Here is a 25,215-nt window from a genome sequence, read left to right on the forward strand (position 1 = left end):
CCCGATCAGATGTTTGCACTACGGCTTCAAATAGCCGTCGCCATATTCCTTTGGCAGACCAGCGATGGAAGCGGTTGTAGACGGTTGTCGAAGGCCCGTAGCAAGCTGGACAATCCTGCCATCGGCACCCCGATCGCAGCACATGGATGATCCCACTGATCACCCGACGGTCGTCGGTGCGGTGAGCGCCGGGTTGGTTCGTCGGAAGCAGAGGGGCAATCAATGCCCACTGCTGATCGCTAAGCCAGAACTCTCCTGCCATGATCAAAAACTCCCATTATCATGGAAGTGAATCACAGGAATTACTTTCAATCAATAGCTTGATTGGGTTTGGACCCTAGGGCTGTGCGGCAGACGACAGAGCAATTTCTTGTCGAAACGGGAACAGTTTTATCATCGTACGCAGTGACGCCCTCAGGCGATTTCGCGCAGCCGTTCGGCGGTCTGCAGGTCGACAGAGACAAGCTGCGAAACGCCCTGCTCCGCCATGGTCACGCCGAAGAGGCGATTCATGCGGGCCATGGTGATCGGATTGTGAGTGATGACCACGAAGCGGGTTTCGGTGGAAGCCGCCATCTCATCCATCAGATTGCAGTAGCGCTCGACATTGTGGTCGTCGAGCGGTGCGTCCACTTCGTCCAGAACGCAGATCGGGGCGGGATTGGTGAGGAATACCGCGAAAATCAGCGCCATGGCCGTCAGCGCCTGCTCGCCGCCCGAAAGCAGTGTCATGGTCTGCGGCTTCTTGCCCGGCGGGCGGGCGAGGATTTCCAAGCCCGCTTCCAGCGGATCATCGGATTCGATCAGCTGCAATTCCGCCGTGCCCCCACCGAAAAGATGCGTGAACAGGCGCTGGAATTGCGCATTGACGATGTCGAAGGCGACGATCAGACGTTCGCGGCCCTCGCGGTTGAGGCTCTGGATCGCGCCACGCAGCTTCCGGATGGCGTCGATGACGTCATCGCGCTCCTTGATCAGCGCCTGCAGCCGTTCCGTCAGCTCCTTGCTTTCTTCCTCGGCGCGCAGGTTGACGGCACCGAGACGCTCGCGCTCGACCTTCAGCCGTTCCAGTTCGCGCTCAACCTCTCGGAGGTCAGGCACGTTTTGCACGACTGACAGTCCGGTCAGGCGCACGGCCTCATGTGGCTCGACGTTGAGGGACTGGCGAATGCGCAGTTCACTTTCCTGCCGGCGTTCGCGGGCAGACACCAGCCGCTCCTCGACACGGCCGCGCTTTTCGCGGCTTTCCGCCAGTTCGGAGAGTGCGGTTGCCGCATGACGATCGGCCTCGCGCTGCACGACTTCGGCCTCGGCAAGGCGGTCGGCGGCCTGGCGGCGGGCATCTTCGGCCTTCTGCAGCTCGCTCATCAAGGCGCGGCGCTTGTCGTCGAATTCGTCCGGGGCGAGATCGAGTTCGGCCGCTTCCTCGCGCGCTTCCCCTTCACGGTCGCGCAGCGTCTGAATGTGCTCCTCGGCGCTGGCCGCACGCTGGCGCCAGGTGTCGCGCTCCTGCCGGATCGCGAGGAGACGACGTTGACGCGCCTCGTTCTCACGGTTCAGGCCCTCGTGGCGGGCACGGGCTTCGGCCAGAACGCCGCGATCCGTCGCGACTTCGGCCTGCTGGTCACGCAGCTTCAGATCGATGGCGTCGAGGTTCGGCGCATCCTCCAGTTCGATACGGGCATTTTCATCCTGCATGGCCACATCTTCCAGCTGCTCCTGCAGCCGGCTGACGGCTTCGACGATCACGTCGCGGCGGCGGATGAGGTCGCCGGAAGCGCGCTCTGCGGCAGCGAGCGCTTCGCGCGCCTCGGCCAGATGCCGGGCGGCAAGGCGGCTGGCGTCGCGGGCAGTCGCCAAACGACCCTCTTCGCCCCGGATCGCATCGGCGGCGGCCGAAAGGCGCTCCTCGGCCTCGACAAGCACGTCGCGAGCAAGCTCGGCTTCAGCCTCCAGCTCGGAAAGCCGGTTCTTCTGGGCAAGCCGCAGAGCAGCCGCACTCGGCGCATCAGCGCCGGTGACATGACCGTCCCAGCGGAACACGGCGCCATCTTTCGTCACCAGCCGCTGGCCCGGCTTCAGGTCCGGCATCAATCGCAAGGCGTCTTCGGCCGAAACGAGGCCGATCTGGCGAAGGCGCCGCGTCAATGCGGCCGGCGCACCGACATGGGTAATCAGAGGGGCGACACCCTCCGGCAGGGCCGGATCGTTGGCACCGCTGCCATTGTCGGACCAATAGACCGGCGCCTCGGAATTCAGCGAGGATTCCAGATCGTCGCCAAGGGCGGCACCGAGCGCCGTCTCGAAGCCACGGTCGACACGCAGCTCCTCGGCCACGGGCGAAAAGGCACCGGACGTATCACCCGCCGCCAGCATCTTCGAAATGGTGCGCGCTTCGGTTTCGAGCGCATTCAGGCGTGCCCGCGCCTGTTCGACCGGCCCGCGCGACAGCGCCTCGGTTTCGCGCGCCTTGGCGAGAACCACTTCAACACGCTGGATCTCGCCTTCTGCATCGGCAACGACATTCTCGGCCGCCTCGACCATCTCGCGCTTTTCGCTTGGGTCGGGCAAATCGGCCATCTTCTCATCGATGGCAGCAAGCTCGCCGTTCGCTTCGCTGGCCTGGCGCTCCAGCCGCATCTTGCGATCGGCGAGATCGCGGATGGCGCGCTCCAGCTGATTGCGGGCGGCAGCGGCTTCGGCGCGTTCTGCGGTCAGAGCCGTGAAAATCCGCTCGCTGTCGGCGAGCTTGGCAGCGGCCTCCTCGAAGGCGACGCGCGTCTCCTCGGCAAGCCTGCCGGAATCGGCGAGGATGTCTGCAAGATCAGCCTCTTCGGCATCCAGCTTGGCAAGGATGGAGGCATTGTCCGCGACAAGGCGCTGCTCGCGGCTGATGTCTTCGGCCAGCTGCGCCAAGCGGCGGATCAACTCATCGCGACGGCGCAGGATGCGGTTGACGTCTTCTTCCAGCTGCGAGCGGGCGATCTGCAGGCGCTGCAGGGCGGCAGCGGCCCTCGCCTCGTCGTCGCGCAGTTCCGGCAGCTTGAAGCTGGCAATGCCCTGGGCCTTTGCCGCCTCCATCTGGATCTGCGCCTTTTCGGCGACCAGCACGGTTGCCTGGTTGAGTGCGCTGTCGGCCTCGGCCTCAGCCTCCTTGGCCTGCACCCAGCGGATATGCAGCAGCATGGCCTCGCGGGCGCGGATATCGGCAGACAGCATCTTGAAACGGTTGGCCTGACGCGCCTGACGTTTCAGACTCTCGATCTGGCTTTCGAGCTGCGACGTCACATCGTCCAGCCGCTCGAGATTGCTTTCGGCGGCGCGCAGGCGCAGCTCGGCTTCATGCCGGCGCGAATGCAGGCCGGAAATGCCTGCCGCCTCTTCCAACAGCTGGCGGCGCGCCTGGGGCTTTGCCTGGATCAGCTCACCGATACGCCCCTGCCCGACCATAGAGGGCGAGCGGGCGCCGGTGGAAGCATCGGCAAACAGCAGCTGCACATCCTTGGCACGCGCTTCCTTGCCATTGATGCGATAGACCGAGCCTTGTTCGCGCTCGATGCGGCGCGTGACCTGGATCTCGTCGCTATCATTGAAGGCTGCTGGTGCGGTGCGGTCACTATTATCGAGATAAAGGCCGACTTCGGCGGTGTTGCGCGCCGGGCGATTCCCCGATCCGGAGAAGATCACGTCGTCCATGCCGGAAGCACGCATGTTCTTATAGGAATTCTCGCCCATCACCCAGCGCAGCGCTTCGACAAGATTGGACTTGCCGCAGCCGTTCGGGCCGACCACACCGGTCAGGCCGCGCTCGATGACGAATTCCGCCGGTTCGACGAAGGATTTGAAGCCGACAAGTCTCAGTCTGTTGAATTTCATGGGCAATGCCCTCTTCTCCCCTGCGAGGAGAAGGTCGTCAACAATGCCGACATCGGAAGCGCGATCGCTCCAAACTCGAATTCAAAGAGGGCAATCACAGGCGCGCGACCTCGGCCGCCCGCCTGTGATCGAAAAAGGCGCGGATCAGAGCAGGCTGTCGATAAGCTTCGACATGGCGGCAACAGACATGTCCCCTGCATAGCGCTTGCCATTGATCAGGAAGGTCGGCGTGGCATTGACACCGAAATCCTTGGCTGCGCGTTCCCGTACAGAGTTGACATCATCCAGAAGCTTCTGGTTCGTCAAGCACTTCGTGAAGCTATCCTCAGTAAAACCAGCGAGTTTCGACATCTGGAGCAGCGCGGCACGGCCGTCGACGTCTGGCGAGGCCCAGGCGATCTGCTGCTTGAACAGCATTTCGACCATCGGCATGTACTGTTCCTGCGGGGCGCAACGGGCGAGCATGAAGGCTGCAGCCGCACGCGGATCGAACGGGAACTCACGGATGATGAAGAGAACCTTTCCGGTATCGACGTATTTCTGCTTGATCGTGTCGAAGGTCTTGACCGCAAAATTCGCGCAGTGCGGGCAGGTCAGCGACATGTATTCAACGATCTTGACGGGCGCATCCTGCTTGCCAAGCGCGATTTCCGGCAGCGGGCCGGGCTTCAGCACTTCGTTCATGTCGACGTTTCCGTCCGACGGCGGCACTTCATCTTCGGCGGTTGCAGCGGATGCGGTGTCGGCAAAGGCAGAGAACGCCACGGAAAGGGCTGCAACGGCAGAGCCGCCCAGCAGATGGCGTTTGGTCAAGAGCATGTCAGACATCGGCATAGAGTCACCCGTCGTTAAAAGAGGTCTTCGAATGTTTCATGCGATATAACGGCAGCTTGCCGCTAACAAGGCACGGTTGGCCAACTTTCTTCAAAGAATTGTGACCTGGCAAAGACAGACAACTCAAATTCTGCCCGCAATTCAAAAAACTGGCAGTTTGGTCCAGCCCTATCGCCTCTTCCAGGCCATGGCCGTGCCCAGGCGCTGGACGGCGGCCCTGATCTTCTCATCCTCGATGCCGTCCATCATGTCAGCCAGCTTGCGCGCCGCCTCGCCCTTCAGCGGCGGCGGTGTGCGGGAACGTCTCGATGCGACCGAGACCGGCTTCTGCACGATACGGATCTGATTGACGGCATAGAAGCCGAAGAAGCTGTTGATGCGCTGGATGAGCTCGCCCTGTGCGTGGGTCAGGAAGAGTGCGCGAGCACCCTCGCAGGCGATCGTCAACACGCCCGGCTGATAGCGGTCGTCCATGCCCGGGCCGGTTCGCTTGGCCCAGGCGATCTTTTCTGGCCGTGTGCAGTCGGCAAAGTCTTCGCCGGCGATTTCGTCCCAGCAGCCGAGCAACGTCGTATTGATGCCGGCGCGCTTTGCCAGCACGGGGTCAACGATACCGTTGGTCAGCTCGGATATCTGCTTCTCGCCTTTTCGGGGATAACTCATCGCAATGGGGTTCCGGCACACGCTTTGTACGTTCTGGACCTTGATCGCCCGACGCAGCTTGGCCAAGTATAGAGCACTTCCCCTCGACGCGGCAAATCATGACGACGACTTTACAATCCCCCACGGCCGCATCGCTGCTTGCCTGGTACGACAGACACCACCGCGACCTGCCCTGGCGCGTCTCGCCAGCGATGGCCGCACGCGGCATCAAGCCCGATCCCTATCGCATCTGGCTGTCGGAAGTGATGCTGCAGCAGACGACGGTGCCGGCGGTCAAATCCTATTTCGCAAAATTCCTGGAGCGCTGGCCGACGGTCGACGATCTCGCCGCGGCGGCAAATGACGATGTCATGGCCGCCTGGGCCGGGCTGGGCTATTACGCCCGCGCCCGCAATCTGAAAAAATGCGCCGAGGCGGTCTCCGCCGATCATGGCGGCCGCTTTCCCGATACCGAGGAAGGTCTGCGCGCGCTTCCGGGGATCGGCGATTATACATCCGCCGCCGTTGCCGCCATCGCGTTCAATCGCCAGGCCGCCGTGATGGACGGCAATGTCGAACGCGTCATTTCCCGCCTCTATGCGATTTCGGCACCGTTGCCCGGCGCCAAGCCGCTGATGAAGCAGAAGGTCACTCTTCTGACGCCGGCCGAACGGCCGGGCGATTTCGCCCAGGCAATGATGGATCTCGGCGCGACGATCTGCACGCCGAAGCGTCCGGTCTGTTCGCTCTGTCCCTTCAACGGTGCCTGTCAGGCGCTCGCCATGCATGATCCCGAGCGCTTTCCGGTCAAGGCCGCCAAGAAGGAGAAGCCCGTGCGTCAGGGGGCGGCCTTCGTCGCCGTCAATGACGAGGGCGAAATCTTCCTGCGGCGTCGCATCGAAAGCGGATTGCTGGGCGGCATGACGGAAGTGCCGACGACGGGTTGGACGGCGCGTATCGACGGCGCAACAGGCAGCGAGGCGGCTCCCTTCCCAGCCGACTGGCAGCCGGCAGGCACGGTGACGCATGTCTTCACCCATTTCGAACTGCGGCTGTCGATCTGGCGCGCGAGATCCGTCTCACACGCGGACAACCATGACGGATGGTGGGCGCCGGTTACAAATCTTGAAGAGCAGGCGCTCCCGACAGTCATGAAAAAAGCGATCGCTCAGGCTATTCCGAATGCGTTCGCAAAAATGCCTTTAGAGCAAAAATCAGGAATTCATTCATGACGACGGAAATACGGCACATCGTTTTCGATATCGGCAGGGTTCTGCTTCACTACGATCCGAGCCTCCCCTACAGCCGCATCATTCCCGACGGTGCCGAGCGCGATTGGTTTTTCACCAATGTGTGCACCAGCGAATGGAACATCGAACAGGATCGCGGCCGCACCTGGGAAGATGCCGAAGCATTGCTGATTGCCGACCATCCGGAGCGTGAAGAGCAGATTCGCGCCTTCCGCAAATATTGGCACGAGATGGTGCCGCACGCCTATGACGACAGCGTCGCCATTCTGGAACAGCTGATCGCCGAAGGTCGCGACGTCACCATGCTGACCAACTTCGCCTCCGACACGTTTCGCGAGGCGCAGGAACGCTACCCCTTTCTCAAGAAGCCGCGCGGCGTTACGGTTTCCGGCGATATCGGCCTTATCAAGCCGGATGTCGCGATCTACGACACCCACGCCAAGAGCTTCGATCTCGATCCCGCCACGACGATCTTCATCGACGATTCCTATCCGAACGTCGAAGGCGCGCGCGCTGCCGGCTGGCATGCAGTTCACTTCACCGGTGCCGAGAAGCTGCGTAGCGATCTCGCCGCCTATGGTATAAAGGTTTGAGCCGATGATCTTCGACCCCGCAGAGCGTATCGACCTGTTCCACGATGCGATAAATCGCCTCGACTATGTGGCGATTGAGAACTTCTTCGCCGAAGACGCAACTTATGTCTCGAACGGTGTCGGCAGCCTTGCCGGCCGCGCGGCGATCATGGAAGCTTTCCGCGGCTATTTCGATACCTATCCGGACCAGACCGCGTCCAATTCGCTGGTGGAGACACTGACGCCGCTTTCCGGCCGTGCCGTCTGGTCGGTTCGTGCCACCAACAGCAAGACGGGCAAGCCGCTGATCCGCGAGGGCGAGGAAACCATCACCTTTAACGAGGATGGCCGCGTCGTGCGCGTCGACGTTACCGATTACCAATACTTCTGAGATCCGAAACTGAAAACACCCAGGGCCTTACCGCTCAATATGTCCGGTAAGGCCCTGGGTGTCTCGCCTTCTTCCCAACTGGAGGTACACGACGGAAGAAGACGGATATATCGATCTGAGAGGTGTCCGGCAGCCGTGGGGCGGCTTTGAAACCGAACCCGTTTAGCAGCTGAGACTACTCAACCTTTGCCAGATCGCTGCGGATGATGGCTCTGAGTTCGTCGATCGGACGCAGGGAACGGCCGTCGTCGATATGCCAGAACATCCATCCGTTGCAGGCATCAAGGCCCTGGACCTTAGCGCCAAGGCGATGAATGGAGCCAGCCTCGCCGCCGGAAGCGACCGTGCCGTCGGCACGCACGATGGCGCTATAGCGGCGCTTGGCATCCGTCAGCACCTGGCCGGGCTTGATGAGGCCGCTTTCGATGAGCGTATTGAAGGCGACGCGCACTTCGGCCTTCTTGCCGGTCATGACGGTCAGCTCCGCCTTGCCGAGCGGCTCGACGGCAGCGATGCGGGCGCTTGCGGCGTCAATATAATCCTGCTCGCGCTCGATGCCGACGAAGTGGCGGCCGAGACGCTTGGCAACGGCGCCCGTCGTGCCCGATCCGAAGAAGGGATCGAGAATGATGTCGCCGGGCTTGGACGAGGCCATGATCACGCGGGCCAGCAGCGCTTCCGGCTTCTGCGTCGGATGCACCTTCTTGCCGTCGTCGCCCTTCAGCCGCTCATTGCCGTTGCAGATCGGGAACAGCCAGTCCGAGCGCATCTGCACGTCGTCGTTGGCGGCCTTCATGGCGTCGTAGTTGAAGGTATAGCCCTTGGCCTTGGCGTTCGGGCTTGCCCAGATCATCGTCTCATGCGCGTTCTGAAAGCGGCGGCCCTTGAAATTCGGCATCGGGTTGGTCTTGCGCCAGACGATGTCATTCAGGATCCAGAAGTTCAAATCCTGCAGGGTCGCGCCGACGCGGAAGATGTTGTGATAGGAGCCAATGACCCAGATCGTGCCCGTCGGCTTCAGGACGCGGCGGCAGGCGAGCAGCCAGGCGCGGGTGAAGGCATCATAGGCTTCGAAGGAGGCGAACTGATCCCACTCGTCATCGACGGCGTCAACCAGCGACTGGTCCGGACGATGCAGCGTGCCGCCAAGCTGGAGATTGTACGGCGGGTCGGCGAAGATGACGTCGACGGATTGATTGGGCAGTGCCTCAAGAGCGGCCACGCAATCGCCCTTGATGATCGTGTCGATCCAGGACCCCGGAACTGCTGATGTCCTGAGGTCGGCAAGCGGGAAAACTGACGCCATTTGATACTCGCTGTTACACTTACTCGGTGCTCTTAACTGAGTGTTATGGTTACCTAACTTGGTTACCAAAGGCTAAAGCGGCGTCATATTTTCCGCATTCCCGACGAAACCGCCGGGAATGCGGGGCTCACCGAACAATGCTATCGCGTTGAAAGCGCTAGATATCGTGTACGGCGTGGCTGTCATTTGGCGCTTCGGCACGCTCCGTCATGCCGTAATCGCGAAGCACCTGTGCGACACGCAGGCGATAGTCAGCAAAGACCGTCTTCCGCCCCGCTTTCTGCGCGGCACGGTGCGCTTCGCGGTTTCGCCATTCACGAACGGCTGCCTCGTCGCGCCAGAAGGATAGAGAGAGAATCTTGCCCGGTTGGCTAAGGCTCTCGAAACGCTCGATGGAGACGAAGCCGTCGATCGTTTCGAGTTCGGAACGCAGCCTTGCGGCGATGTCGAGATAGTGCTGACGTTCATCGGGATGCGGGACGACTTCGAAAATAACTGCGATCACGGCGAGATCCTCGGAGCATGTGGCAGGGATATATTTCTCAGGAAAATACGATCCTCCTGCAAGATGAAACGCTCGCGGCGGGAAAAATCGAGGTTGGCCTGCGCCAGCGGATCGGCGGCGAGGCTCTTGCGGTAGGCCTCGTAGGAGGCCAGGTTGTCGATGTTGTAGACGCCATAGGCGGTCGTCAGCGAACCCTCGTGTGGAGCGAAATAGCCGATGAGATCGGCGCCGTTGCGCGGGATGATCTGGCCCCACGCCTTGCCGTATTCCGCGAAGGCTTCCTGCTTGAACGGGTCGATCTGATAGCGGATGAAACAGGTGATCATTGGCTTTCTCCTTTGCTGATGCAGACGTTTTCGCACATTGCAGGACGGAGATGGTTCGGTTACGATCGAAGTATGAAGGAAGGTCCTGATATTGCACAGATCGGCTCGCTGATCGGCGATCCCGCGCGAGCGAATATTTTGACGGCGCTTATGGGTGGCCGGGCGTTGACGGCAACGGAACTGGCGGCGGCGGCCGGCGTGACGCTGCAGACCGCCAGTGCTCATCTTTCCAAGCTCGAATCGGGCGGCCTGCTGGCGCAACGCAAGCAGGGCCGCCATCGCTATTTCACGCTGGCAGACGATCGCGTCGGCAAGCTGCTTGAGGGCATCATGGGTTTTGCCGCAAGCCGCGGCCATCTGCGTCATCGCCCCGGCCCGAAGGAACCGGCTTTGCGCAAGGCGCGCATCTGCTACGATCACCTTGCCGGCGACTTTGGCGTGCGCATGCTCGACAGCCTGATAGAACGTGGTTCGATTTCGGCCATGGGCGAAGGGCTTAGCCTGACGACCGAGGGCGAGAAGCATTTGGGGTCGATCGGCATCGATGTCTCCGGATTGCGTTCGAGCCGTCGCCCACTTTGCCGCTCGTGCCTGGACTGGAGCGAAAGACGCGCGCATCTCGCCGGCAGTCTTGGCAAGGCGCTGCTTTCGAATTTTCTCGACAAGGGATGGGCGCGACGCACCGAAAACAGCCGCTCGATCTTCTTCACGCCCGAAGGCGAGCGCCGGTTTCTGGCGCTTTTTCCGCTCGAGTTGAGTGACGACATCACACAACCCGAACCGGATGTCGGACCCTAGAGCGGTTCAGCTTTTCACGGAATCCCTGAACCGCTCTAGCTCCTTGTTTTCACGCAATTCCGGACGGAAAACCGCTGAGCACTTTTTCTGGAATTGCCCTAGGCTGCCTTGATCAGGACACCGCCGAAATTGCTGTCAGCAATGCGGCTGCAAAGATCGCCCCATTCGCAGCCGAGGCAGGCGTGACGGATTTCACCGCTGGCGAAATTCCGACGGAGCTTGGAAAGCAGCCTGGCATCCGGCACCAATACGGTTCCGGGGCCGATCTCCTCGCCCAACAATGCCGCGATATCGGCAAGGGCAGCCGCATCCCGCTCGATGACCGATGCCTTCAAGCAATGCGGCTCCTCCCCGTTCAGGAGCGGCGCGCAGATATCGTCGGGGCCGGAGACCAGTTTGATCTCCTCCCCTTCCGACAGCCGTTCGGCGATGCGGCGATAATTGTCGGTGAAGGCCGAGGTATAGCCTTCACCGACGAAAGTCAGCATGCAGAGCAGATGATGGGCGCGAAGCCTGACGGTCAATTCAGACGCGCCTTGCCGCTATAGACCTGGATGGTCTTCAGCACCGCAGCTGCAAGCGCCGACTTGAGCACGGCGCCGAGGATGAATGGCGCAACGCCAAGCAGCCAACCCTTTTCCGCACCGATAAGCGCCGCAAGCCATGCGCCACCGATCGCAAGGCAGAGAATGTTGGCCGAGAGATGGGCAAGGAAACTGCGCACGACGCGATTGCCGCTCCAGCCGCGCTCGGCAAGCCAGCCGACAAGGGCGGCGATGATCGGGAAGGATGCCAGATAACCCGCCGTCGGCCCCATGAACGGCGCAACGCCGCCTGCCCCGCCGGCCAGCACCGGAAAGCCGATCGCGGCTTCACCCAGCCAGGCGAGAACGGTGACCGCGCCCAGACGCCAGCCGTAAAGCGCACCGATCATGGTGATCGCGAATGTCTGCATGGTGATCGGCACCGGCACCATCGGCACCGCGATTTGCGAAGCCAGCGCCAGGATCAGCGTTCCCGCAAGAACGAACACAGCCTTGGTAACAAGCGAACGCTGGCCGAGACGAAGCGGATCGAAAGCGACTTCATCATGATGCTGCAACAGGGACATAGGCTCTCCTTTCAAAATTATAGATAATTTTTAAGTCTCATCTATTTTATGAGAGAGATCGCGAAATCAGGCAAGTGGCAAGCACTCGATATTTCGACCATGTGCAAAATAACGTTGAAAAATAAGGCTAATAAAATCCAGGAGGCGTAGCGAACTGCAGCTGGACGCCGACCAAGACGCCATAATGACAGAGCGTCCAACACTCCGAAAGAGCAGCGCCCTCAACGCATGTTCAGCCAGGCACCTCAAAATTATCTATAATTTTCAGCCAACGATTGCGAAGGCGTCGCGTGTCGATCCGGAAGGTGTGCGAACCGGGGCACGGCCGATCCATTGCACATGCTTCTGCAGGATCACGGCCGCCTCATCGGCCCGGCCCTGACGTAAGGCCGCCAGAATGGCGCGATGGTCGTGATCCGTGCGCTTCTCCCAACCGGATTGCCAGGCAGAGAAGAGAAAGCGTGCGCTGGCGGCATGCAGATCATCGATGGCGGCAAGCAGCCGCGCCATACCGCAAGGCGCCAGAATCAGGCGGTGGAAGCGTCGATTCGCTTCCTCCCAGGCATGAACGTCGCCGGCGGCATCGCCGTCGCGCGTTGCTTGTTCGGCCTCGTCCAGAATGGCTGAGGTCAGGTGCGGGGCCGCGTGCTTGAGCGCCAGGCCTTCGAGGGCTGCGCGCATGTCAGCGACCTCACGGACTTCCTTGAGATCGAAGGAGGCGACGCGTACGCCGCGGCGCGGCAGGCTGATTGCCAGCCCCTGCGCTTCCAGCCGCCGGAACGCCTCGCGTACGGGCACATGGCTGGTACCGAACTCCTCGGCAATGTGATCCTGCCGCAGACGCGCATCGGGCGCGATCTCGCCGCGGATGATGCGGTCGGCAAGCACCCGGCTGATGCGGCTGGCAATGGTGTCGTCGCGCTCCTTGGCCATGGCCGATCCTTAAAGGTGGGCCCATCCGATGTCGAGGGCCGATGTCGAGCGACAAGCAACGGCCATCACCTCTTTTGCGCATTTCGACCCTTTCGCTCACTGCAGCGCAGCCATGCCCGCCAATTAGTTGAGCTTTGTCGACATATCGTGTAAAGCCCGGCGGTCATTTTTCAGAGCATGTCCCGAAACACCAATGGTTTCCTGGAGCGTGCCGAACCCAGCCACATCAAAGGCAGCAATTTCATGAGCAATGGCTTCGACCTCATCATCTTCGACTGCGACGGCGTTCTGGTCGATTCGGAAATCATAGCGGCCGAAGTCGAATCGAAGCTGCTGACCGATGCAGGCTACCCAATCAGTGTCGAGGAAATGGGCGAGCGTTTCGCCGGCATGACCTGGCGCAACATCCTGTTCGAAGTCGAGCGCGAGGCAAGCATCCCGCTTTCCGCATCGCTGCTCGACAAATCCGAGAAGCTGCTCGACCTGAAGCTTGCCAGTGATGTCCAGGCTATACCAGGCGTTCCGCAGGCACTGTCGCGACTGCCTATGCCGCGCTGCATCTGCTCGAATTCCAGCTCCGCCCGTCTCGAGATGATGCTGACGAAGGTCGGCTACATCAAGCTGTTTGCGCCGCATATCTACTCCGCCAAGGATCTCGGCGCCGACCGCGTGAAGCCAAAGCCGGATATCTTCCTGCACGGCGCCAAGCAGATGAATGTGAGCCCGGCCAATGCGATCGTCGTCGAGGATTCGGTTCACGGCGTCCAGGCGGCACGCGCCGCCGGCATGCGCGTCATCGGCTTCACCGGCGCATCGCACAGCTATCCTTCGCATGCCGACAGGCTGACCGATGCCGGTGCCGAAACCGTCGTCAGCCGTATGGCTGATCTCCCCGGCGTCGTGATGGCGCTCGCCGAATGGGATGGCGTCCTCTAGGACGGATTGAATCCAGACAAAAAGAAAAGGCCCCGCCGATTGGCGGGGCCTTTTCTTTTCAACCCATCGCTGACCCTCGCATCGCTACGCGAGGGTCGCGGTCAAAAGCTTAGTGACGCTTCTTGCGCACCGGCTTCGCGCCCTTAACGGGCTTCTGCGGACCTTGGTCGAAGCCGATCTGGACGATCGTGAAGCCACCGGAACCGCCGGCAACCTGAATGTCGTCATCGGTGAAAAGGAATTGAGTCGTGGTCTCGCCCGGCGGGATTTCCGCCGTATACATGATGGTCTTGCTATAGAGCGCGTTGTCATTGTCCATGACGGCAACATGGATCGGCAGGGTTACTTTGCCCGCGCTGCCCATCGGGCCTGCGACCAGACGTCCCTGCGCCACGACGTGAATGCCGAGGCTGGTGCCGTCCGTGGTGCACTGACGGGTCGCCTGGGCCAGCGAAGCCTGATAGATCAGCTGGTTAGCATCATCCTTGGCACCCTTGGCGTAGGTGCGATAGACCGAATCTTCATCGCGGATGACAGCCTGCGGGCACTTTCCGGCGACATAGGTCTGACCGCCAGTCGGTGCGGCGGTCGCAGCTCCGGCTTGTGGTGCAACGGTCACATCCGTTGCCGGCTGTTTTTCACTGTTGCCGCCAATGCCAAGAGTGCTGCAGCTCGTCAGCAATGCCAGAAGCGAAGCGGAGAAAAGACGACGCGAAACCTTGCCAAACACTATAATTCCACCCTCTCCATATATTTCACATTATCGACCCGCAGCCTGTCAAACGGGCCTTTTATGACACTTGGCGATGGTCTATACCAGCGACGCAGCGAAAAATCGATTGGGTAGACACCGTTTTGGCTCACTTTTCGAGATCGACAGATTGCCACAAACAGCCTCCGCCCGGCGCTGATCCGACGCGCCTTGCGCAAACGCGAAAACCACGCGGCTGATCCGACGCAAAAAGACCGGCCGCCGTCGCTTCGTTCCACTACCCTCTCAATCGATCACTCAGGCAATTTTGCGACCAAAGGAATTCTAGACCGTGGACTACATTTCAACGCGGGGAGAAGCCCCTGCCCTTGGCTTCTGCGACGCCCTCCTGGCCGGCCTTGCTCGTGATGGCGGGCTTTATGTTCCCCGTGAATGGCCTGTCCTGACGAAAAAGGAAATCCGCGGCTTTCGCGGCAAGAGCTATCAGGATGTCGCTTTCGCCGTCCTATCTCCCTTTACCAATGGCGAGATCCCAGCCGATGTCTTCCGCGGCATGATTGACGATGCCTATGCCACCTTCCGGCATCCGGCGGTCGCGCCGCTCGTCCAGACCGGGCCGAACAGCTTCGTCATGGAGCTCTTCCACGGCACGACGCTCGCCTTCAAGGATGTCGCCATGCAGCTGCTGGCGAGACTGATGGACTATGCGCTGGAAAAGCGCGGCCAGCGCGCCACCATCGTCGGCGCCACCTCAGGCGATACCGGCGGCGCAGCTATCGACGCCTTTGCCGGCCGCGAACGCACCGACATCTTCATCCTCTTTCCGCATGAAAAGGTCTCGCCGGTGCAGCAGCGGCAGATGACCACGTCGACGGCGGCGAACGTTCATGCGCTGGCGATCAAGGGCAATTTCGACGATTGCCAGAATCTCGTCAAAGCCATGTTCAACGACGCCGCCTTCCGCGACAAGGTCAAGCTTTCCGGCGTCAACTCCATCAACTGGGCGCGAATCATGGCGCAGGTGGTCTATTATTTCACCACCGCTGTCGCGCTCGGCGGCCCGGACCGGAAAATCTCCTTCACCGTACCGACAGGCAATTTCGGCGATATTTTCGCCGGCTACGTCGCCAAGCGCATGGGCCTGCCGATCGAGCGCCTTATCATCGCTACCAACGAAAACGATATCCTTGCGCGCATGCTGAAGACCGGCCGTTACGAGATGCGCTCGGTCAAGGCGACCACCTCGCCGTCGATGGATATCCAGATCTCCTCCAACTTCGAACGCCTGCTGTTCGAGGCCAATGGCCGCGATGCCTCCAAGGTGCGCGCCGCCATGGAAAGCCTGAAGCAGTCGAACGGGTTTTCGATCAGCGAAGAGGCCCTGAAGCTCATCAAGAAGGACTTCCGCGCCGGCCGCGCCAGCGAGAAGCAGGTGGCCGAAACAATCCGCAAAACCCTTGCCGATACAGGCTATCTGCTCGATCCGCACACGGCGATCGGCGTCTTCATTGCGGAAAAGAACGAGCGTCCGACGAGCCCGATGGTAACGCTTGCGACCGCACACCCGGCAAAATTCCCCGCCGCAGTAAAATCCGCATCCGGTATTGACCCGGCGCTTCCGACGTGGCTTGCTGGTCTGATGACCAGGGAGGAGCGTTTCGACATTCTCGATCCGGAACTTAAAGCCGTTGAAAGCTTTATCGGCAAGCATACCCGGACCGGCGAATAACAGACGCGGAAAGACAAGCGATGACAGTGGAGTGCACCCGGCTAGCGTCCGGGCTGACAGTAGCGACCCAATCGATGCCACACCTCGAAAGCGTGGCACTCGGCGTTTGGATCAAGTCGGGTTCGCGTAACGAAACTGAAGCAGAACACGGTATCGCGCATCTGCTCGAGCATATGGCATTCAAGGGCACGGCACGGCGCTCGGCCCGGCAGATCGCCGAGGAAATCGAGAATGTCGGTGGCGAAGTCAACGCGGCCACCTCGACTGAAACCACGTCCTACTATGCTCGCGTACTGAAGGACCACGTGCCGCTCGCCGTCGATATTCTGGCCGATATTCTGACGGAATCCGCTTTCGACGAGGAAGAACTGGCGCGCGAAAAGCAGGTCATCCTGCAGGAAATCAATGCCGCGAACGACACGCCCGACGATGTCGTCTTCGACAAGTTTTCCGAAGTCGCCTATCGCGGCCAGACGCTCGGGCGCGCCATTCTCGGCACGCCGGAGACCGTCGTCTCCTTCTCGCCGGAGCAGATCCGCCATTATCTCAGCCGCAACTATACGACCGACCGCATGTTCGTCGTAGCGGCCGGTGCGGTCGATCATGAAAGCTTCGTGCGGCAGGTCGAGGAGCGCTTCTCCAGCCTGCCGACCAAACCGTCCGCACCGCCCGTTATCGAACCTGCCCGCTATATCGGCGGCAACATCCGGGAAACACGCGACCTGATGGACGCGCAGATCCTGCTCGGCTTCGAGGGTCGCGCCTATCACACCCGCGATTTCTACTGTTCGCAGATCCTCGCCAATATCCTCGGCGGAGGCATGTCCTCGCGCCTCTTCCAAGAAGTGCGCGAGTTCCGAGGTCTCTGTTATTCGGTCTACGCCTTCCATTGGGGCTTCTCCGATACCGGCATTTTCGGCATCCATGCCGCAACCGGCGGCGAGAACCTACCGGAGCTGCTGCCCGTTATCGTGAACGAACTTCACAAGTCATCCCATGACATCCAGCAGCAGGAAATCGAGCGCGCCCGCGCCCAGATCCGCGCGCAGTTGCTGATGGGCCAGGAAAGCCCTGCCGCTCGCGCCGGCCAGGTCGCCCGACAGATGATGCTTTATGGCCGCCCCATTCCGAACCAGGAGATGCTGGAGCGCCTGGAAGGCATCACGATCGAACGCCTGACGGATCTTGCCGGCCGGCTGTTCTTCGATACAGTACCGACGCTTTCTGCGATCGGGCCGCTGGAGCAGCTCGCACCGATGGAGGACATCGTCACCTCGCTGTCGTCGCCGGCACCTGCCTCCAGAAGCGCAAGCGGCTAAGGGCACGCCGCGGGCCTATGGGTTCAATTCTCGGGGGAGTGCTTGGCGGCATGCAAAAATCTGTCTTTCGGTTTCTCTCACGTCATCCGGACGCGGTTGAACTCGAAAACGACAATTATTTGCTGCGTCTGCCGCGCTATTCCGATTTCAATCAGTGGCACAAGCTTAGGGCGGAAAGCCGGCGCTTTCTCGAACCGTGGGAACCGACCTGGCGGCATGACGAGCTGACCGAGGGCGCTTATCGGGCGCGCATCATCCGCGGAAAGCAGGAGTACAGCTCCGGACAGGCGATACCGCTCTTCATTTTCCTCAGGGAAAACATGACGCTGGTTGGCGGCATCACGATCGGCTATATTCGCCGTGGTGCTGCGCAGAGCTGCATGATCGGATATTGGATGGGCGAGCGCTACTCCGGTCAGGGCCATATGTTCGCCGCACTTCAGTTGGTTATACCCTATATCTTTTCCGGACTTGAGTTGCACCGAATTGAAGCAGCCTGTATTCCGGATAACGAGCGTAGCATGCGGCTTTTAGAAAAAGCCGGTTTCCAGCGGGAAGGTCATTTGCGCGGTTATCTTAAAATCAACGGTCAGTGGCGCGACCATGTGATGTTTTCAAGGTTGGCATCCGATACCAACCCGAACCGAAGCTTCGACCAGCGATGATCGCCGGAGTGATGCAGACGTGGCCGATGGCCCGGCGGCTGTCCGCACTGATCGCAACGCTCGCGGCCGCAATGCTGTTCCTGATCGCCGGATTGGCGAACGCAGCCGAGCCCGTTAAGATTTCACGCGACGATACCGCCCTCGACCTGACGGCGACGACGGAAATCTACACCAACCAGGGCGAGGCCTTTCAGGTCTCAACGGCCGCCGGTGCCGATGGCATCCGCCGCCGCATCGAAGTCCGCTCCACCTCGCCGAACCATCAGGGCGACTGGGCAGTGTTCGCACTCGCCAACGTTTCCGAAGAGCAGCTTGAGCGTGTCATCGTCGCCCCGCATTTCCGCTTGGTGAATTCGAAGGTCTTCTGGCCCGATCTCGGCTCGCAGCGCATCGTCGCGATCACGCCGAGCGAAGGTTTCGCGCTCGATCGACAGCCGAGTGACGAGGCCGATGTTTTCCGCATCACGCTGAACCCCGGTGCCGTCGTCACCTTCGTTGCCGAGCTTTCGTCGCCGAACCTGCCGCAGCTCTATCTTTGGGAACCGAACGCCTACAAAGATACGGTCAACGCCTTCACGCTCTATCGTGGCATCGTGCTCGGCATTGCCGGCCTGCTGGCGGTGTTCCTGACGATCCTTTTCGTGGTCAAGGGAACCTCGATGCTGCCGGCGACGGCAGCGCTTGCCTGGGCGGTACTCGGCTATATCTGCGTCGACTTCGGCTTCCTCGGCAAGCTCATCAGCATAACATCAAGCGACCAGCGAATATGGCGCGCCTGTGCCGAGGTGGCGCTCGCGTCGAGCCTGGTGATCTTCCTGTTCACCTATCTCAACCTCAATCGCTGGCATGCGCATCTCGGCTATGTGACGCTTGCCTGGGTGCTCGGTCTCGCCCTGCTCTTCGGCGTTGCGATCTACGATCCGTCGATTGCAGCCGGCATTGCGCGACTATCGCTGGCGCTGACGGCAACGGCCGGCCTGCTGCTCATCATCTATCTCGGCTTCAGCCGGTATGACCGCGCGATCTTGCTCGTGCCCGCCTGGGCACTGATCCTCGTCTGGCTGTTCGGGGCCTGGATGACGGTCATGGGCAAGCTCGACAACGACATCATCCAGCCGGCGCTCGGCGGCGGCCTCGTGCTCATCGTCCTGCTGATCGGCTTCACCGTCATGCAGCACGCCTTTGCTGGCGGCGCTTTCCAGCAAGGTCTGTTCTCCGATCTGGAACGACAATCCCTGGCGCTGACAGGCTCCGGCGACACCGTCTGGGATTGGGACGTGGCGCGCGACCGTGTCGTGACGACGCCCGATATCTCGATGAAGCTCGGCCTTTCGCCCGGCACCATGCATGGAGCTGCGCGCAACTGGCTGCCGCGGCTGCATCCAGACGATCGCGACCGCTTCCGAGCGACGCTCGACGTGCTCTTGGAGCATCGACGCGGCCGGCTCAATCACGAATTCCGTATTCGTGCTGAAGATGGTCATTTCCACTGGCTGTCGATCCGCGCCCGACCGGTGCTCGGCTCCAACGGCGAGATCATTCGCTGCGTCGGCACGATCGTCGACATCACCGAGCAGAAGAATTCGGTCGAGCGGCTGCTACATGATGCCGTGCACGACAATCTGACAGGATTGCCGAACCGCCAGGTCTTCCTCGATCGTCTGCAGGCCGTTCTCACACTGGCTTCCGATGGAAATCAATTGCGGCCGACGGTGATGGTCATCGACATCGACCGCTACAAGCTCGTCAATGATACGCTCGGCTTCGCGGCGGGAGACAATATTCTCATCGCTTTGACGAGGCGTCTTCGCCGCCTGATGAAGCCGCAGGATACGCTGGCGCGTCTTTCGGGCGACCAGTTCGGCCTTATCCTCGTTTCCGAACGCGATCCCGCCAAGGTCGCGGACTTCGCCGATGCGATCAGCAAGGCGATCATGGTGCCGATCAATTTCGCCAATCGCGAGATCATTCTGACCGCGTCCGTAGGTCTGACATCGTGGGTCGACCAGCAGGAAAATGCGGCGGGTATGCTGAGCGATGCGGAGCTTGCCATGTACCGCGCCAAGCGCGCCGGCGGCAATCGCGTCGAGCCCTTCCAGCCGGCGTTCCGCAGCTTCGGCACCGACCGGCTGCAGCTCGAAACCGATCTGCGCCGTGCCGTCGAACGCAAGGAACTCTCGCTCGTCTATCAGCCGATCGTTCGGCTTGAGGATGCAGAGGTTGCAGGCTTCGAGGCGCTGATGCGGTGGGAGCACCCGAAGCGCGGCAATATTCCGCCATCGGAATTCATTCCGATCGCCGAAGCCTCCGACATCATCGGCCCGCTCGGCATGTTCGCACTGGAGCAGGCGACGAACGATCTGAAGGCGTGGCAACGACAGACCGGTGACCTGCCGCTGTTCGTCTCCATCAATCTTTCCAGCGTGCAGTTGCTCAACAACGAGCTTTATGACGATATCCGCGCCCTGCTTGCCAAGACCCATTGCGATCCGCACCGCATCAAGCTGGAGCTGACGGAATCGCAGGTGATGGAGAATCCGGAACAGGCCCGCCTCGTGCTCGACAAGCTGCGAGATGCCGGCATCGGCTTGGCGCTGGACGATTTCGGTACAGGCTATTCTTCGCTCGCCTATCTCACCCGCTTCCCCTTCGATACGATCAAGCTCGACAAGGCCATGGTCCGCGACGATAGCGACAAGAAGGCGGTCCTGCTGCGCTCGGTCATTTCCATGGCGCGCGAACTCAACATGCGCGTCGTTGCCGAGGGCATCGAATCGGAAGAGGACGCGCTGGAGCTCGCCAAGATCGGCTGCAGCTACGGCCAGAGCTTTATCTTCGGGCCGCCGATGGGGTCGGATTCGGTGATCCGTCTGTTGAAAGAACGCTTTCCGCTGACGAAGCGCGCCTAACAACAAGATCCACCTCCCCCTGAGGGGGAGGTCGCGCGGAACGCGCGGGTGGGGGTGACTCCGCTCGGAAATCACCCCACCCCAGAGCGTTGCTCCGACCCTCCCCCTCAAGGGGGAGGGTAATGATCACCGACCGTCAATTACTTCCCTTATGTAGTCGAGCTTCGCGACCACCGGCGGCGAGAGAATGAAAGGATAGGAATCCGGCTGCCCCATGCTGCGCTGGATGGAATTGATCGCTACGCTCAAAGGGATCCATGCGCTGACGAGCTGCTCGGCGCTTTCTGCCTTATAGGGATTGAAGTCCACCTCTGCAGCCATGTCGTGATAGCGAAGCGGATCGATTGCCAGGCCGAATGACCGTGCCGTTTCCAGCGTGTCGACAATGTGGAGATAGTGCGCGAAGCACTCGGCGAAATCCTCCCACGGATGCGCGCTGGCATAGGCGCTAATGAAGCTGTCCTGCCAGTTTGCAGCCGGGCCATTGTCGTAATGAGCCTGAAGTGCGGCGCCGTAGTCCACCCGCTCGTCGCCGAAGACGACGCGAAATGTATCGAACTGCCCGCGATCGCGCACAAGCTTGTTCCAGATGAAATGGCCGGTCTCGTGGCGGAAGTGGCCGAGCAAAGTGCGATAGGGCTCGTTCATCGAGGTGCGCGCCTGTTCGCGCGTCACATCGTCGGCCTCGGCCGCGCGGATGGCGATCAGTCCCTCCTCGTGGCCGGTCATGGCCGGGACAACCCTGCCACCCTGCACTTCGTCCTCAAGGAAATCGAATACCAGCCCGCCTTGCGGGTCCTCCGCCCGGTCGGGATGCGGCAGGTTCCAGCGCAACAGAGAATAAAACAGATGCCGTTGCGCCTGTCCGATGCGGCGCCAACGATCTATGCCCTGCTCTGTATCGGTGTTCGGCACCATTCGATTATGGCGGCAGGCAACGCAATAAGATTGCTGATCATCCGCATCGATGAGCCAATTACAGATATCGAGTTCGGCATTGGCGCAGAAACGAACCTGCCGTGTCGGTTCGGAAACCGGATGCCAACTCGCATCATTTTCAGCTTCCAAGGCGTATATCACCAAGCGATCCGGGGCGAAGCCGAGCTGATGTCCGCAGCGGATACATTGCCTGTTGTCGAAATGCACTGGCTGGCCGCAATGGTCGCAGGTGAAAAGCCGCATACCCCCTCGCAAAGGATGATTGCCCCACGTTCAATATTAAAGAGCCTGCCACGTTTCCGTAACAGGCTCTTCCTCCCAACATCGCCACTTCGACGTCAATTCAGACGGAGCAGCGACCATGGACTGACAAAACAGCAGCCGTTCACATCCGGTCGACCGCGCCCTTGACCTTATCCTTGGCCTTGCCAACGGCGGTCTGTACCTTGCCCTTGGCTTCCTGGGCAGTGCCCTTTGCGCGCATTTCCTTGTCGTTGGTTGCCTTGCCGGCCATCTGCTTGGCCTTGCCGGCGATTTCGTTCACCTTGCCGGACACCTTGTCGGTCGTGCTGCTCATGTCTGACGCCTCCTTGGCTGCGACAGCGACATTGCCATCGCTCTGTCAGGACAACGCCATGCGCGCTATTTCGTTCCCAAATAACGTATATCGGCTCAGCTATGGCCCGCTTGCAGCGATAGCATCGCGGGATTGATGCCCATCAGAGCCAGCGCACGATCATACTTGTTGTCGAGGCTGCGGTCGAAAATCAACTCCTCGTTTGCGGGGCAATTCAGCCAGCCATTATTGCCGATCTCCGCTTCGAGCTGGCCGGCGCCCCAGCCGGCATAGCCGAGCAGCATGGTCGCGCGCTTCGGACCGCTCCCCTTGGAAATGGCCCTGACGATGTCGAGCGTCGCAGTCAGGCTGATGTCATCGCTGACGGGGATGCTGCTGTCGCTGATGTAGTCATCGGAATGCAAAACGAAACCACGGCCGCTTTCGACAGGACCACCGGTCTGGATGGGGAAATCGCGCGCCATCTGCGGAAGCACGATGGCATCGTCGTCCTTGATCATTTCGAGATGCAGAAGGACGTCGGTGAATGTCAGCTTCTGAGCCCGGTTGATGACGAAGCCCATGGCACCGGCATCGGAATGAGCGCAGATATAAACCACAGTCCGATGAAAGTTCCGATCCTCCATACCAGGCATGGCGATCAGGAACTGACCGTCGAGAAAACCTCTTTCGCGTCTATTCTTCAGCGTCGATAGGGACATCGTGCCTCCTGACCGCAGTCCGCAACTGCACCGCCTCATATCAAGATGGGGCAATGTCATAAATCAATCAACTGAAAATGATCATTTACCTCTTAGGCCGTGCTGGCTCCCGGCGACCCAATCCGCTAAATCCTTGTTCCATGATCGAAATAAGTACGACTGCCCGCCTGTCGGCGCTTCTCGCCACCCTCTTTTTCAGCGCCGCAGCGGCCCATGCCGCAACGAGCGAGTGGATAGACAATCAGGGCGGCAGAATGCGTCTGATCGCACTGGCGCCGGACACAGAGGGGCATATCCGCGCCGCCTTGCAGATCGAACCGGAGCCGGGTTGGATCACCTATTGGCGCGAGCCAGGCCAGGGCGGAATTCCGCCGCAAATAACGCCGGCAGCTGGCAGCGGCATAGCCGTGGAGAAAACCGGCTACCCGATACCGAAGCCGATCAGCGTCGGCCCCATCAGGGAAATCGGCTACGATGCGCCGGTCACGTTCCCGCTCGATCTTCGCATCACCGGCAAGGCGCCCGCAAAGCTTGAACTGACGGCTTTCATTGGCCTCTGCAAGGATATCTGCATTCCCTTCCAGGCCGATCTTTCGCTGCCGCTGCCGGCAAACGAACAGCCGACTTCGCATGAGCTGGCTTTGCTCGATGCGGCGAAGGCCGTGCTACCGCAGCCTCCCTCCCCGGATTTCACCGTGCAGAGTCATAAAATCTCCTCCGACACCAAGAGCCTTTCGCTGCAGCTGACACTGCCGGAGCCGAGCGGGAACGTGCCAGACATCTACGTCACGGGTCCGTCGGGCTATGTGTTCTTTCAGCAAGCGAATGCAAAGCGGGACGGGACTACCTTCTCGACCGATATAGTGATCGGCAAACTGCCGAAGGATTATGATGCGAAAGGCAAGGACTGGGGCATTCTGATCGTCGATGGCGATCGGGCGATGGAAACCACCCTTGCGCTCGAATAGGCCGGATCTATAGTTCGCCAACCGTCTTCATCATGCCATCGGCCGCCGTTCGAGCGCCCGACACCACGACCCAAGGAGAGAGCCATGACTATCGCCATCGGTGACAAGCTGCCTGCCGCCACCTTCAAGGAAAAGACCGCCGACGGCCCGGTCGAGATCAGCACCGAGCAGCTGTTTGCCGGCAAGCGCGTCGTGCTCTTCGCCGTGCCCGGCGCGTTTACGCCCACCTGTTCGCTCAATCACCTGCCGGGCTTTCTCGAAAACCGCGACACCATTCTCGGCAAGGGCATCGATGACATCGCCGTCGTCTCCATCAACGACTGGCACGTCATGGGCGCCTGGGCACAATCATCGGGCGGCATGGGCAAGATCCATTTCCTCGCCGACTGGGACGGCGCCTTCACCAAGGCGCTCGGCCTCGATGTCGATCTCTCTGCCGGCGGCCTTGGTATCCGCTCCAAGCGCTATTCCATGTTGGTGGAAGACGGCGTGGTGAAAACGCTCAATATCGAGGAAAGCCCAGGCCAGGCGACGGTTTCGGGTGCGGCTGCGATGATCGAGCAGCTTTAAGATTTGATAGATCATGAAAGGCTGGGCTCGCTTTGCACCCAGCCTTTCACCCAGTTGCGGAAGGCCCTCTCAAGCCCTCTCCTTATTCCCTTTGCCTGCTAGTTACGCGGATATAATAGCCATCCGGATCCGCGATACGGAAATCGCGTAGCCCCCATGGCTGCAGCGCAAGCTCCGATACCGGACGGCCGCAGCCTCTGGCGGCGTCATAGGAAGCTTCCAAGTCCTCAACGCTCAGCACGATTTCGACACCGAGGCCCGGTCGTTCGCCATTCGCAACTCGAAGTGGATGGTCAGGTCCGAGTACCTCCCGTTTGTTGACGGAGATGACAGCCTCGCCATTCGAAAGCATCGTGTATTGCTCACTTGTCTCGCCAACCACCTTGAAGTTTAGTGCCCGTCGATAGAATTCTATCGATGCCGCCACATCCGCGACAAACAGCTCAAGCCTTAGCTTCATGACGCACTCTCCTACCCGTCCCGTAAACTTTGCGCTCGATGTTGCGTGAAGATAGAACTGTCGAGAGCACCATGGCGAGAAGGTGCCCGCGATGTTACCGTTAAATATTCCAGCCTTGTTCACCGCAAATTCCCGGCAACGCATCATCCGCCTCTTTTTCGCCGCATTTCATCGGCTACTGCGTGT

Annotated in this window: 26 protein-coding genes; 11 read left to right on the forward strand and 15 right to left on the reverse strand. The window is 60.6% G+C overall.

Features of this window, described 5'->3' with window-relative positions:
* The 4 genes from GA0061100_RS24795 to GA0061100_RS24810 all read right to left on the reverse strand — a co-directional run.
* The coding region (locus GA0061100_RS24795) for a transposase (protein ID WP_143525530.1) at window positions 1-262 on the reverse strand (262 nt) is incomplete at its 3' end.
* A gap of 152 nt (window positions 263-414) precedes the next feature.
* Window positions 415-3,876 carry a chromosome segregation SMC family protein gene (locus GA0061100_RS24800; RefSeq protein ID WP_075855499.1) on the reverse strand — a complete coding sequence of 1,154 codons (3,462 nt, stop codon included), beginning with the start codon at window positions 3,874-3,876 and terminating at the stop codon, window positions 415-417.
* Window positions 3,877-4,020: 144 nt separating this feature from the next.
* Window positions 4,021-4,710: a DsbA family protein gene (locus tag GA0061100_RS24805; protein WP_075855500.1), complete on the reverse strand. Its 690-nt coding sequence runs from the start codon at window positions 4,708-4,710 to the stop codon at window positions 4,021-4,023.
* A 168-nt stretch (window positions 4,711-4,878) separates the two neighbouring features.
* Window positions 4,879-5,373, reverse strand: coding sequence for a DUF721 domain-containing protein (locus GA0061100_RS24810; RefSeq protein WP_075855737.1), 495 nt, complete (start codon window positions 5,371-5,373; stop codon window positions 4,879-4,881).
* Between the two features lie 95 nt (window positions 5,374-5,468).
* Here GA0061100_RS24810 and mutY point away from each other — a divergent pair, with 95 nt between their 5' ends.
* The 3 genes from mutY to GA0061100_RS24825 are packed head-to-tail and all read left to right on the forward strand — an operon-like array spanning window position 5,469 to window position 7,565.
* A complete protein-coding gene (gene mutY / locus GA0061100_RS24815) occupies window positions 5,469-6,584 on the forward strand; it encodes an A/G-specific adenine glycosylase (protein ID WP_143525531.1) in 1,116 nt (371 codons plus the stop codon).
* Window positions 6,581-7,195: an HAD family hydrolase gene (locus GA0061100_RS24820; RefSeq protein ID WP_075855502.1), complete on the forward strand. Its 615-nt coding sequence runs from the start codon at window positions 6,581-6,583 to the stop codon at window positions 7,193-7,195. Before mutY ends, GA0061100_RS24820 begins: the two co-directional genes overlap by 4 nt.
* A gap of 4 nt (window positions 7,196-7,199) precedes the next feature.
* The gene (locus tag GA0061100_RS24825; RefSeq protein WP_075855503.1) at window positions 7,200-7,565 is read left to right on the forward strand and encodes a nuclear transport factor 2 family protein; all 366 of its coding nucleotides are present in this window, start codon (window positions 7,200-7,202) and stop codon (window positions 7,563-7,565) included.
* Window positions 7,566-7,740: 175 nt separating this feature from the next.
* Here GA0061100_RS24825 and GA0061100_RS24830 read toward each other — a convergent pair whose 3' ends face one another.
* From GA0061100_RS24830 to GA0061100_RS24840, 3 genes are all read right to left on the reverse strand, one after another.
* Complete coding sequence (locus tag GA0061100_RS24830) at window positions 7,741-8,871, reverse strand: site-specific DNA-methyltransferase (RefSeq protein WP_075855504.1); 1,131 nt, start codon at window positions 8,869-8,871, stop codon at window positions 7,741-7,743.
* Between the two features lie 157 nt (window positions 8,872-9,028).
* Complete coding sequence (locus GA0061100_RS24835) at window positions 9,029-9,376, reverse strand: antibiotic biosynthesis monooxygenase family protein (protein WP_075855505.1); 348 nt, start codon at window positions 9,374-9,376, stop codon at window positions 9,029-9,031.
* Entirely contained in the window at window positions 9,373-9,702 is a 330-nt protein-coding gene (locus GA0061100_RS24840) for an NIPSNAP family protein (RefSeq protein ID WP_075855506.1), read from the reverse strand. The genes GA0061100_RS24835 and GA0061100_RS24840 overlap by 4 nt, the downstream gene beginning before the upstream one ends.
* Window positions 9,703-9,774: 72 nt before the next feature.
* Here GA0061100_RS24840 and GA0061100_RS24845 point away from each other — a divergent pair, with 72 nt between their 5' ends.
* Window positions 9,775-10,500: an ArsR/SmtB family transcription factor gene (locus GA0061100_RS24845; protein WP_075855507.1), complete on the forward strand. Its 726-nt coding sequence runs from the start codon at window positions 9,775-9,777 to the stop codon at window positions 10,498-10,500.
* A 98-nt stretch (window positions 10,501-10,598) separates the two neighbouring features.
* Here GA0061100_RS24845 and GA0061100_RS24850 read toward each other — a convergent pair whose 3' ends face one another.
* The 3 genes from GA0061100_RS24850 to GA0061100_RS24860 all read right to left on the reverse strand — a co-directional run bounded on the left by GA0061100_RS24850 (window position 10,599) and on the right by GA0061100_RS24860 (window position 12,544).
* A complete protein-coding gene (locus GA0061100_RS24850; protein ID WP_075855508.1) occupies window positions 10,599-11,024 on the reverse strand; it encodes a DUF1284 domain-containing protein in 426 nt (141 codons plus the stop codon).
* Window positions 11,021-11,611 (reverse strand): biotin transporter BioY, encoded by a 591-nt coding sequence (locus GA0061100_RS24855; RefSeq protein WP_075855509.1) that lies wholly within the window; start codon window positions 11,609-11,611, stop codon window positions 11,021-11,023. The genes GA0061100_RS24850 and GA0061100_RS24855 overlap by 4 nt, the downstream gene beginning before the upstream one ends.
* A 264-nt stretch (window positions 11,612-11,875) precedes the next feature.
* Window positions 11,876-12,544: a GntR family transcriptional regulator gene (locus tag GA0061100_RS24860; protein WP_075855510.1), complete on the reverse strand. Its 669-nt coding sequence runs from the start codon at window positions 12,542-12,544 to the stop codon at window positions 11,876-11,878.
* Window positions 12,545-12,787: 243 nt separating this feature from the next.
* Between GA0061100_RS24860 and GA0061100_RS24865 the strand changes: the two genes are divergently transcribed.
* The gene (locus GA0061100_RS24865) at window positions 12,788-13,480 is read left to right on the forward strand and encodes an HAD family hydrolase (RefSeq protein WP_075855738.1); all 693 of its coding nucleotides are present in this window, start codon (window positions 12,788-12,790) and stop codon (window positions 13,478-13,480) included.
* Window positions 13,481-13,589: 109 nt separating this feature from the next.
* Here the strand turns inward: GA0061100_RS24865 and GA0061100_RS24870 are convergent, their stop codons facing one another.
* On the reverse strand, window positions 13,590-14,210 hold the full coding sequence (locus GA0061100_RS24870; RefSeq protein WP_075855511.1) for a hypothetical protein: 621 nt from the start codon (window positions 14,208-14,210) through the stop codon (window positions 13,590-13,592).
* Window positions 14,211-14,523: 313 nt separating this feature from the next.
* Between GA0061100_RS24870 and thrC the strand changes: the two genes are divergently transcribed.
* The 4 genes from thrC to GA0061100_RS24890 are packed head-to-tail and all read left to right on the forward strand — an operon-like array spanning window position 14,524 to window position 20,814.
* The gene (gene thrC / locus GA0061100_RS24875) at window positions 14,524-15,921 is read left to right on the forward strand and encodes a threonine synthase (RefSeq protein ID WP_075855512.1); all 1,398 of its coding nucleotides are present in this window, start codon (window positions 14,524-14,526) and stop codon (window positions 15,919-15,921) included.
* Between the two features lie 20 nt (window positions 15,922-15,941).
* A complete protein-coding gene (locus GA0061100_RS24880; RefSeq protein ID WP_075855513.1) occupies window positions 15,942-17,240 on the forward strand; it encodes a M16 family metallopeptidase in 1,299 nt (432 codons plus the stop codon).
* A gap of 50 nt (window positions 17,241-17,290) precedes the next feature.
* Complete coding sequence (locus tag GA0061100_RS24885) at window positions 17,291-17,905, forward strand: GNAT family N-acetyltransferase (RefSeq protein WP_075855514.1); 615 nt, start codon at window positions 17,291-17,293, stop codon at window positions 17,903-17,905.
* On the forward strand, window positions 17,902-20,814 hold the full coding sequence (locus GA0061100_RS24890; protein ID WP_075855515.1) for an EAL domain-containing protein: 2,913 nt from the start codon (window positions 17,902-17,904) through the stop codon (window positions 20,812-20,814). Before GA0061100_RS24885 ends, GA0061100_RS24890 begins: the two co-directional genes overlap by 4 nt.
* A 126-nt stretch (window positions 20,815-20,940) precedes the next feature.
* On the opposite strand, the gene GA0061100_RS24895 is transcribed toward GA0061100_RS24890, so the two are convergent.
* From GA0061100_RS24895 to GA0061100_RS24905, 3 genes are all read right to left on the reverse strand, one after another.
* Window positions 20,941-21,996, reverse strand: coding sequence for a zinc-binding metallopeptidase family protein (locus tag GA0061100_RS24895; protein WP_075855516.1), 1,056 nt, complete (start codon window positions 21,994-21,996; stop codon window positions 20,941-20,943).
* A gap of 142 nt (window positions 21,997-22,138) precedes the next feature.
* Entirely contained in the window at window positions 22,139-22,330 is a 192-nt protein-coding gene (locus GA0061100_RS24900) for a CsbD family protein (protein WP_075855517.1), read from the reverse strand.
* Window positions 22,331-22,425: 95 nt separating this feature from the next.
* Complete coding sequence (locus GA0061100_RS24905; protein WP_075855518.1) at window positions 22,426-23,031, reverse strand: YqgE/AlgH family protein; 606 nt, start codon at window positions 23,029-23,031, stop codon at window positions 22,426-22,428.
* A gap of 140 nt (window positions 23,032-23,171) precedes the next feature.
* Here GA0061100_RS24905 and GA0061100_RS24910 point away from each other — a divergent pair, with 140 nt between their 5' ends.
* Together GA0061100_RS24910 and GA0061100_RS24915 are read left to right on the forward strand one after the other, a co-directional pair.
* Window positions 23,172-23,999 carry a protein-disulfide reductase DsbD domain-containing protein gene (locus GA0061100_RS24910; RefSeq protein ID WP_075855519.1) on the forward strand — a complete coding sequence of 276 codons (828 nt, stop codon included), beginning with the start codon at window positions 23,172-23,174 and terminating at the stop codon, window positions 23,997-23,999.
* Between the two features lie 84 nt (window positions 24,000-24,083).
* On the forward strand, window positions 24,084-24,569 hold the full coding sequence (locus tag GA0061100_RS24915) for a peroxiredoxin (protein WP_075855520.1): 486 nt from the start codon (window positions 24,084-24,086) through the stop codon (window positions 24,567-24,569).
* Between the two features lie 82 nt (window positions 24,570-24,651).
* Here the strand turns inward: GA0061100_RS24915 and GA0061100_RS24920 are convergent, their stop codons facing one another.
* Window positions 24,652-25,029 (reverse strand): VOC family protein, encoded by a 378-nt coding sequence (locus GA0061100_RS24920; RefSeq protein ID WP_075855521.1) that lies wholly within the window; start codon window positions 25,027-25,029, stop codon window positions 24,652-24,654.
* Window positions 25,030-25,215 lie beyond the last annotated feature (186 nt).

Origin of the sequence: Martinezella hainanensis (assembly GCF_900094555.1) — a bacterium.
Lineage (GTDB): Bacteria > Pseudomonadota > Alphaproteobacteria > Rhizobiales > Rhizobiaceae > Rhizobium > Rhizobium hainanense.

Excerpts from the sequence above, each read along its gene's own strand:
- GA0061100_RS24880 (WP_075855513.1), top strand. The coding sequence starts at position 15,942 with ATGACAGTGGAGTGCACCCGGCTAGCGTCCGGGCTGACAGTAGCGACC.
- GA0061100_RS24915 (WP_075855520.1), top strand. The coding sequence starts at position 24,084 with ATGACTATCGCCATCGGTGACAAGCTGCCTGCCGCCACCTTCAAGGAA.
- GA0061100_RS24830 (WP_075855504.1), bottom strand. The coding sequence starts at position 8,871 with ATGGCGTCAGTTTTCCCGCTTGCCGACCTCAGGACATCAGCAGTTCCG.
- GA0061100_RS24845 (WP_075855507.1), top strand. The coding sequence starts at position 9,775 with ATGAAGGAAGGTCCTGATATTGCACAGATCGGCTCGCTGATCGGCGAT.
- GA0061100_RS24885 (WP_075855514.1), top strand. The coding sequence starts at position 17,291 with ATGCAAAAATCTGTCTTTCGGTTTCTCTCACGTCATCCGGACGCGGTT.
- GA0061100_RS24900 (WP_075855517.1), bottom strand. The coding sequence starts at position 22,330 with ATGAGCAGCACGACCGACAAGGTGTCCGGCAAGGTGAACGAAATCGCC.
- GA0061100_RS24820 (WP_075855502.1), top strand. The coding sequence starts at position 6,581 with ATGACGACGGAAATACGGCACATCGTTTTCGATATCGGCAGGGTTCTG.
- GA0061100_RS24895 (WP_075855516.1), bottom strand. The coding sequence starts at position 21,996 with ATGCGGCTTTTCACCTGCGACCATTGCGGCCAGCCAGTGCATTTCGAC.
- GA0061100_RS24905 (WP_075855518.1), bottom strand. The coding sequence starts at position 23,031 with ATGTCCCTATCGACGCTGAAGAATAGACGCGAAAGAGGTTTTCTCGAC.
- GA0061100_RS24855 (WP_075855509.1), bottom strand. The coding sequence starts at position 11,611 with ATGTCCCTGTTGCAGCATCATGATGAAGTCGCTTTCGATCCGCTTCGT.
- GA0061100_RS24825 (WP_075855503.1), top strand. The coding sequence starts at position 7,200 with ATGATCTTCGACCCCGCAGAGCGTATCGACCTGTTCCACGATGCGATA.
- GA0061100_RS24810 (WP_075855737.1), bottom strand. The coding sequence starts at position 5,373 with ATGAGTTATCCCCGAAAAGGCGAGAAGCAGATATCCGAGCTGACCAAC.
- GA0061100_RS24860 (WP_075855510.1), bottom strand. The coding sequence starts at position 12,544 with ATGGCCAAGGAGCGCGACGACACCATTGCCAGCCGCATCAGCCGGGTG.
- GA0061100_RS24840 (WP_075855506.1), bottom strand. The coding sequence starts at position 9,702 with ATGATCACCTGTTTCATCCGCTATCAGATCGACCCGTTCAAGCAGGAA.
- GA0061100_RS24910 (WP_075855519.1), top strand. The coding sequence starts at position 23,172 with ATGATCGAAATAAGTACGACTGCCCGCCTGTCGGCGCTTCTCGCCACC.
- GA0061100_RS24805 (WP_075855500.1), bottom strand. The coding sequence starts at position 4,710 with ATGCCGATGTCTGACATGCTCTTGACCAAACGCCATCTGCTGGGCGGC.
- GA0061100_RS24920 (WP_075855521.1), bottom strand. The coding sequence starts at position 25,029 with ATGAAGCTAAGGCTTGAGCTGTTTGTCGCGGATGTGGCGGCATCGATA.
- GA0061100_RS24865 (WP_075855738.1), top strand. The coding sequence starts at position 12,788 with ATGAGCAATGGCTTCGACCTCATCATCTTCGACTGCGACGGCGTTCTG.
- GA0061100_RS24890 (WP_075855515.1), top strand. The coding sequence starts at position 17,902 with ATGATCGCCGGAGTGATGCAGACGTGGCCGATGGCCCGGCGGCTGTCC.
- GA0061100_RS24800 (WP_075855499.1), bottom strand. The coding sequence starts at position 3,876 with ATGAAATTCAACAGACTGAGACTTGTCGGCTTCAAATCCTTCGTCGAA.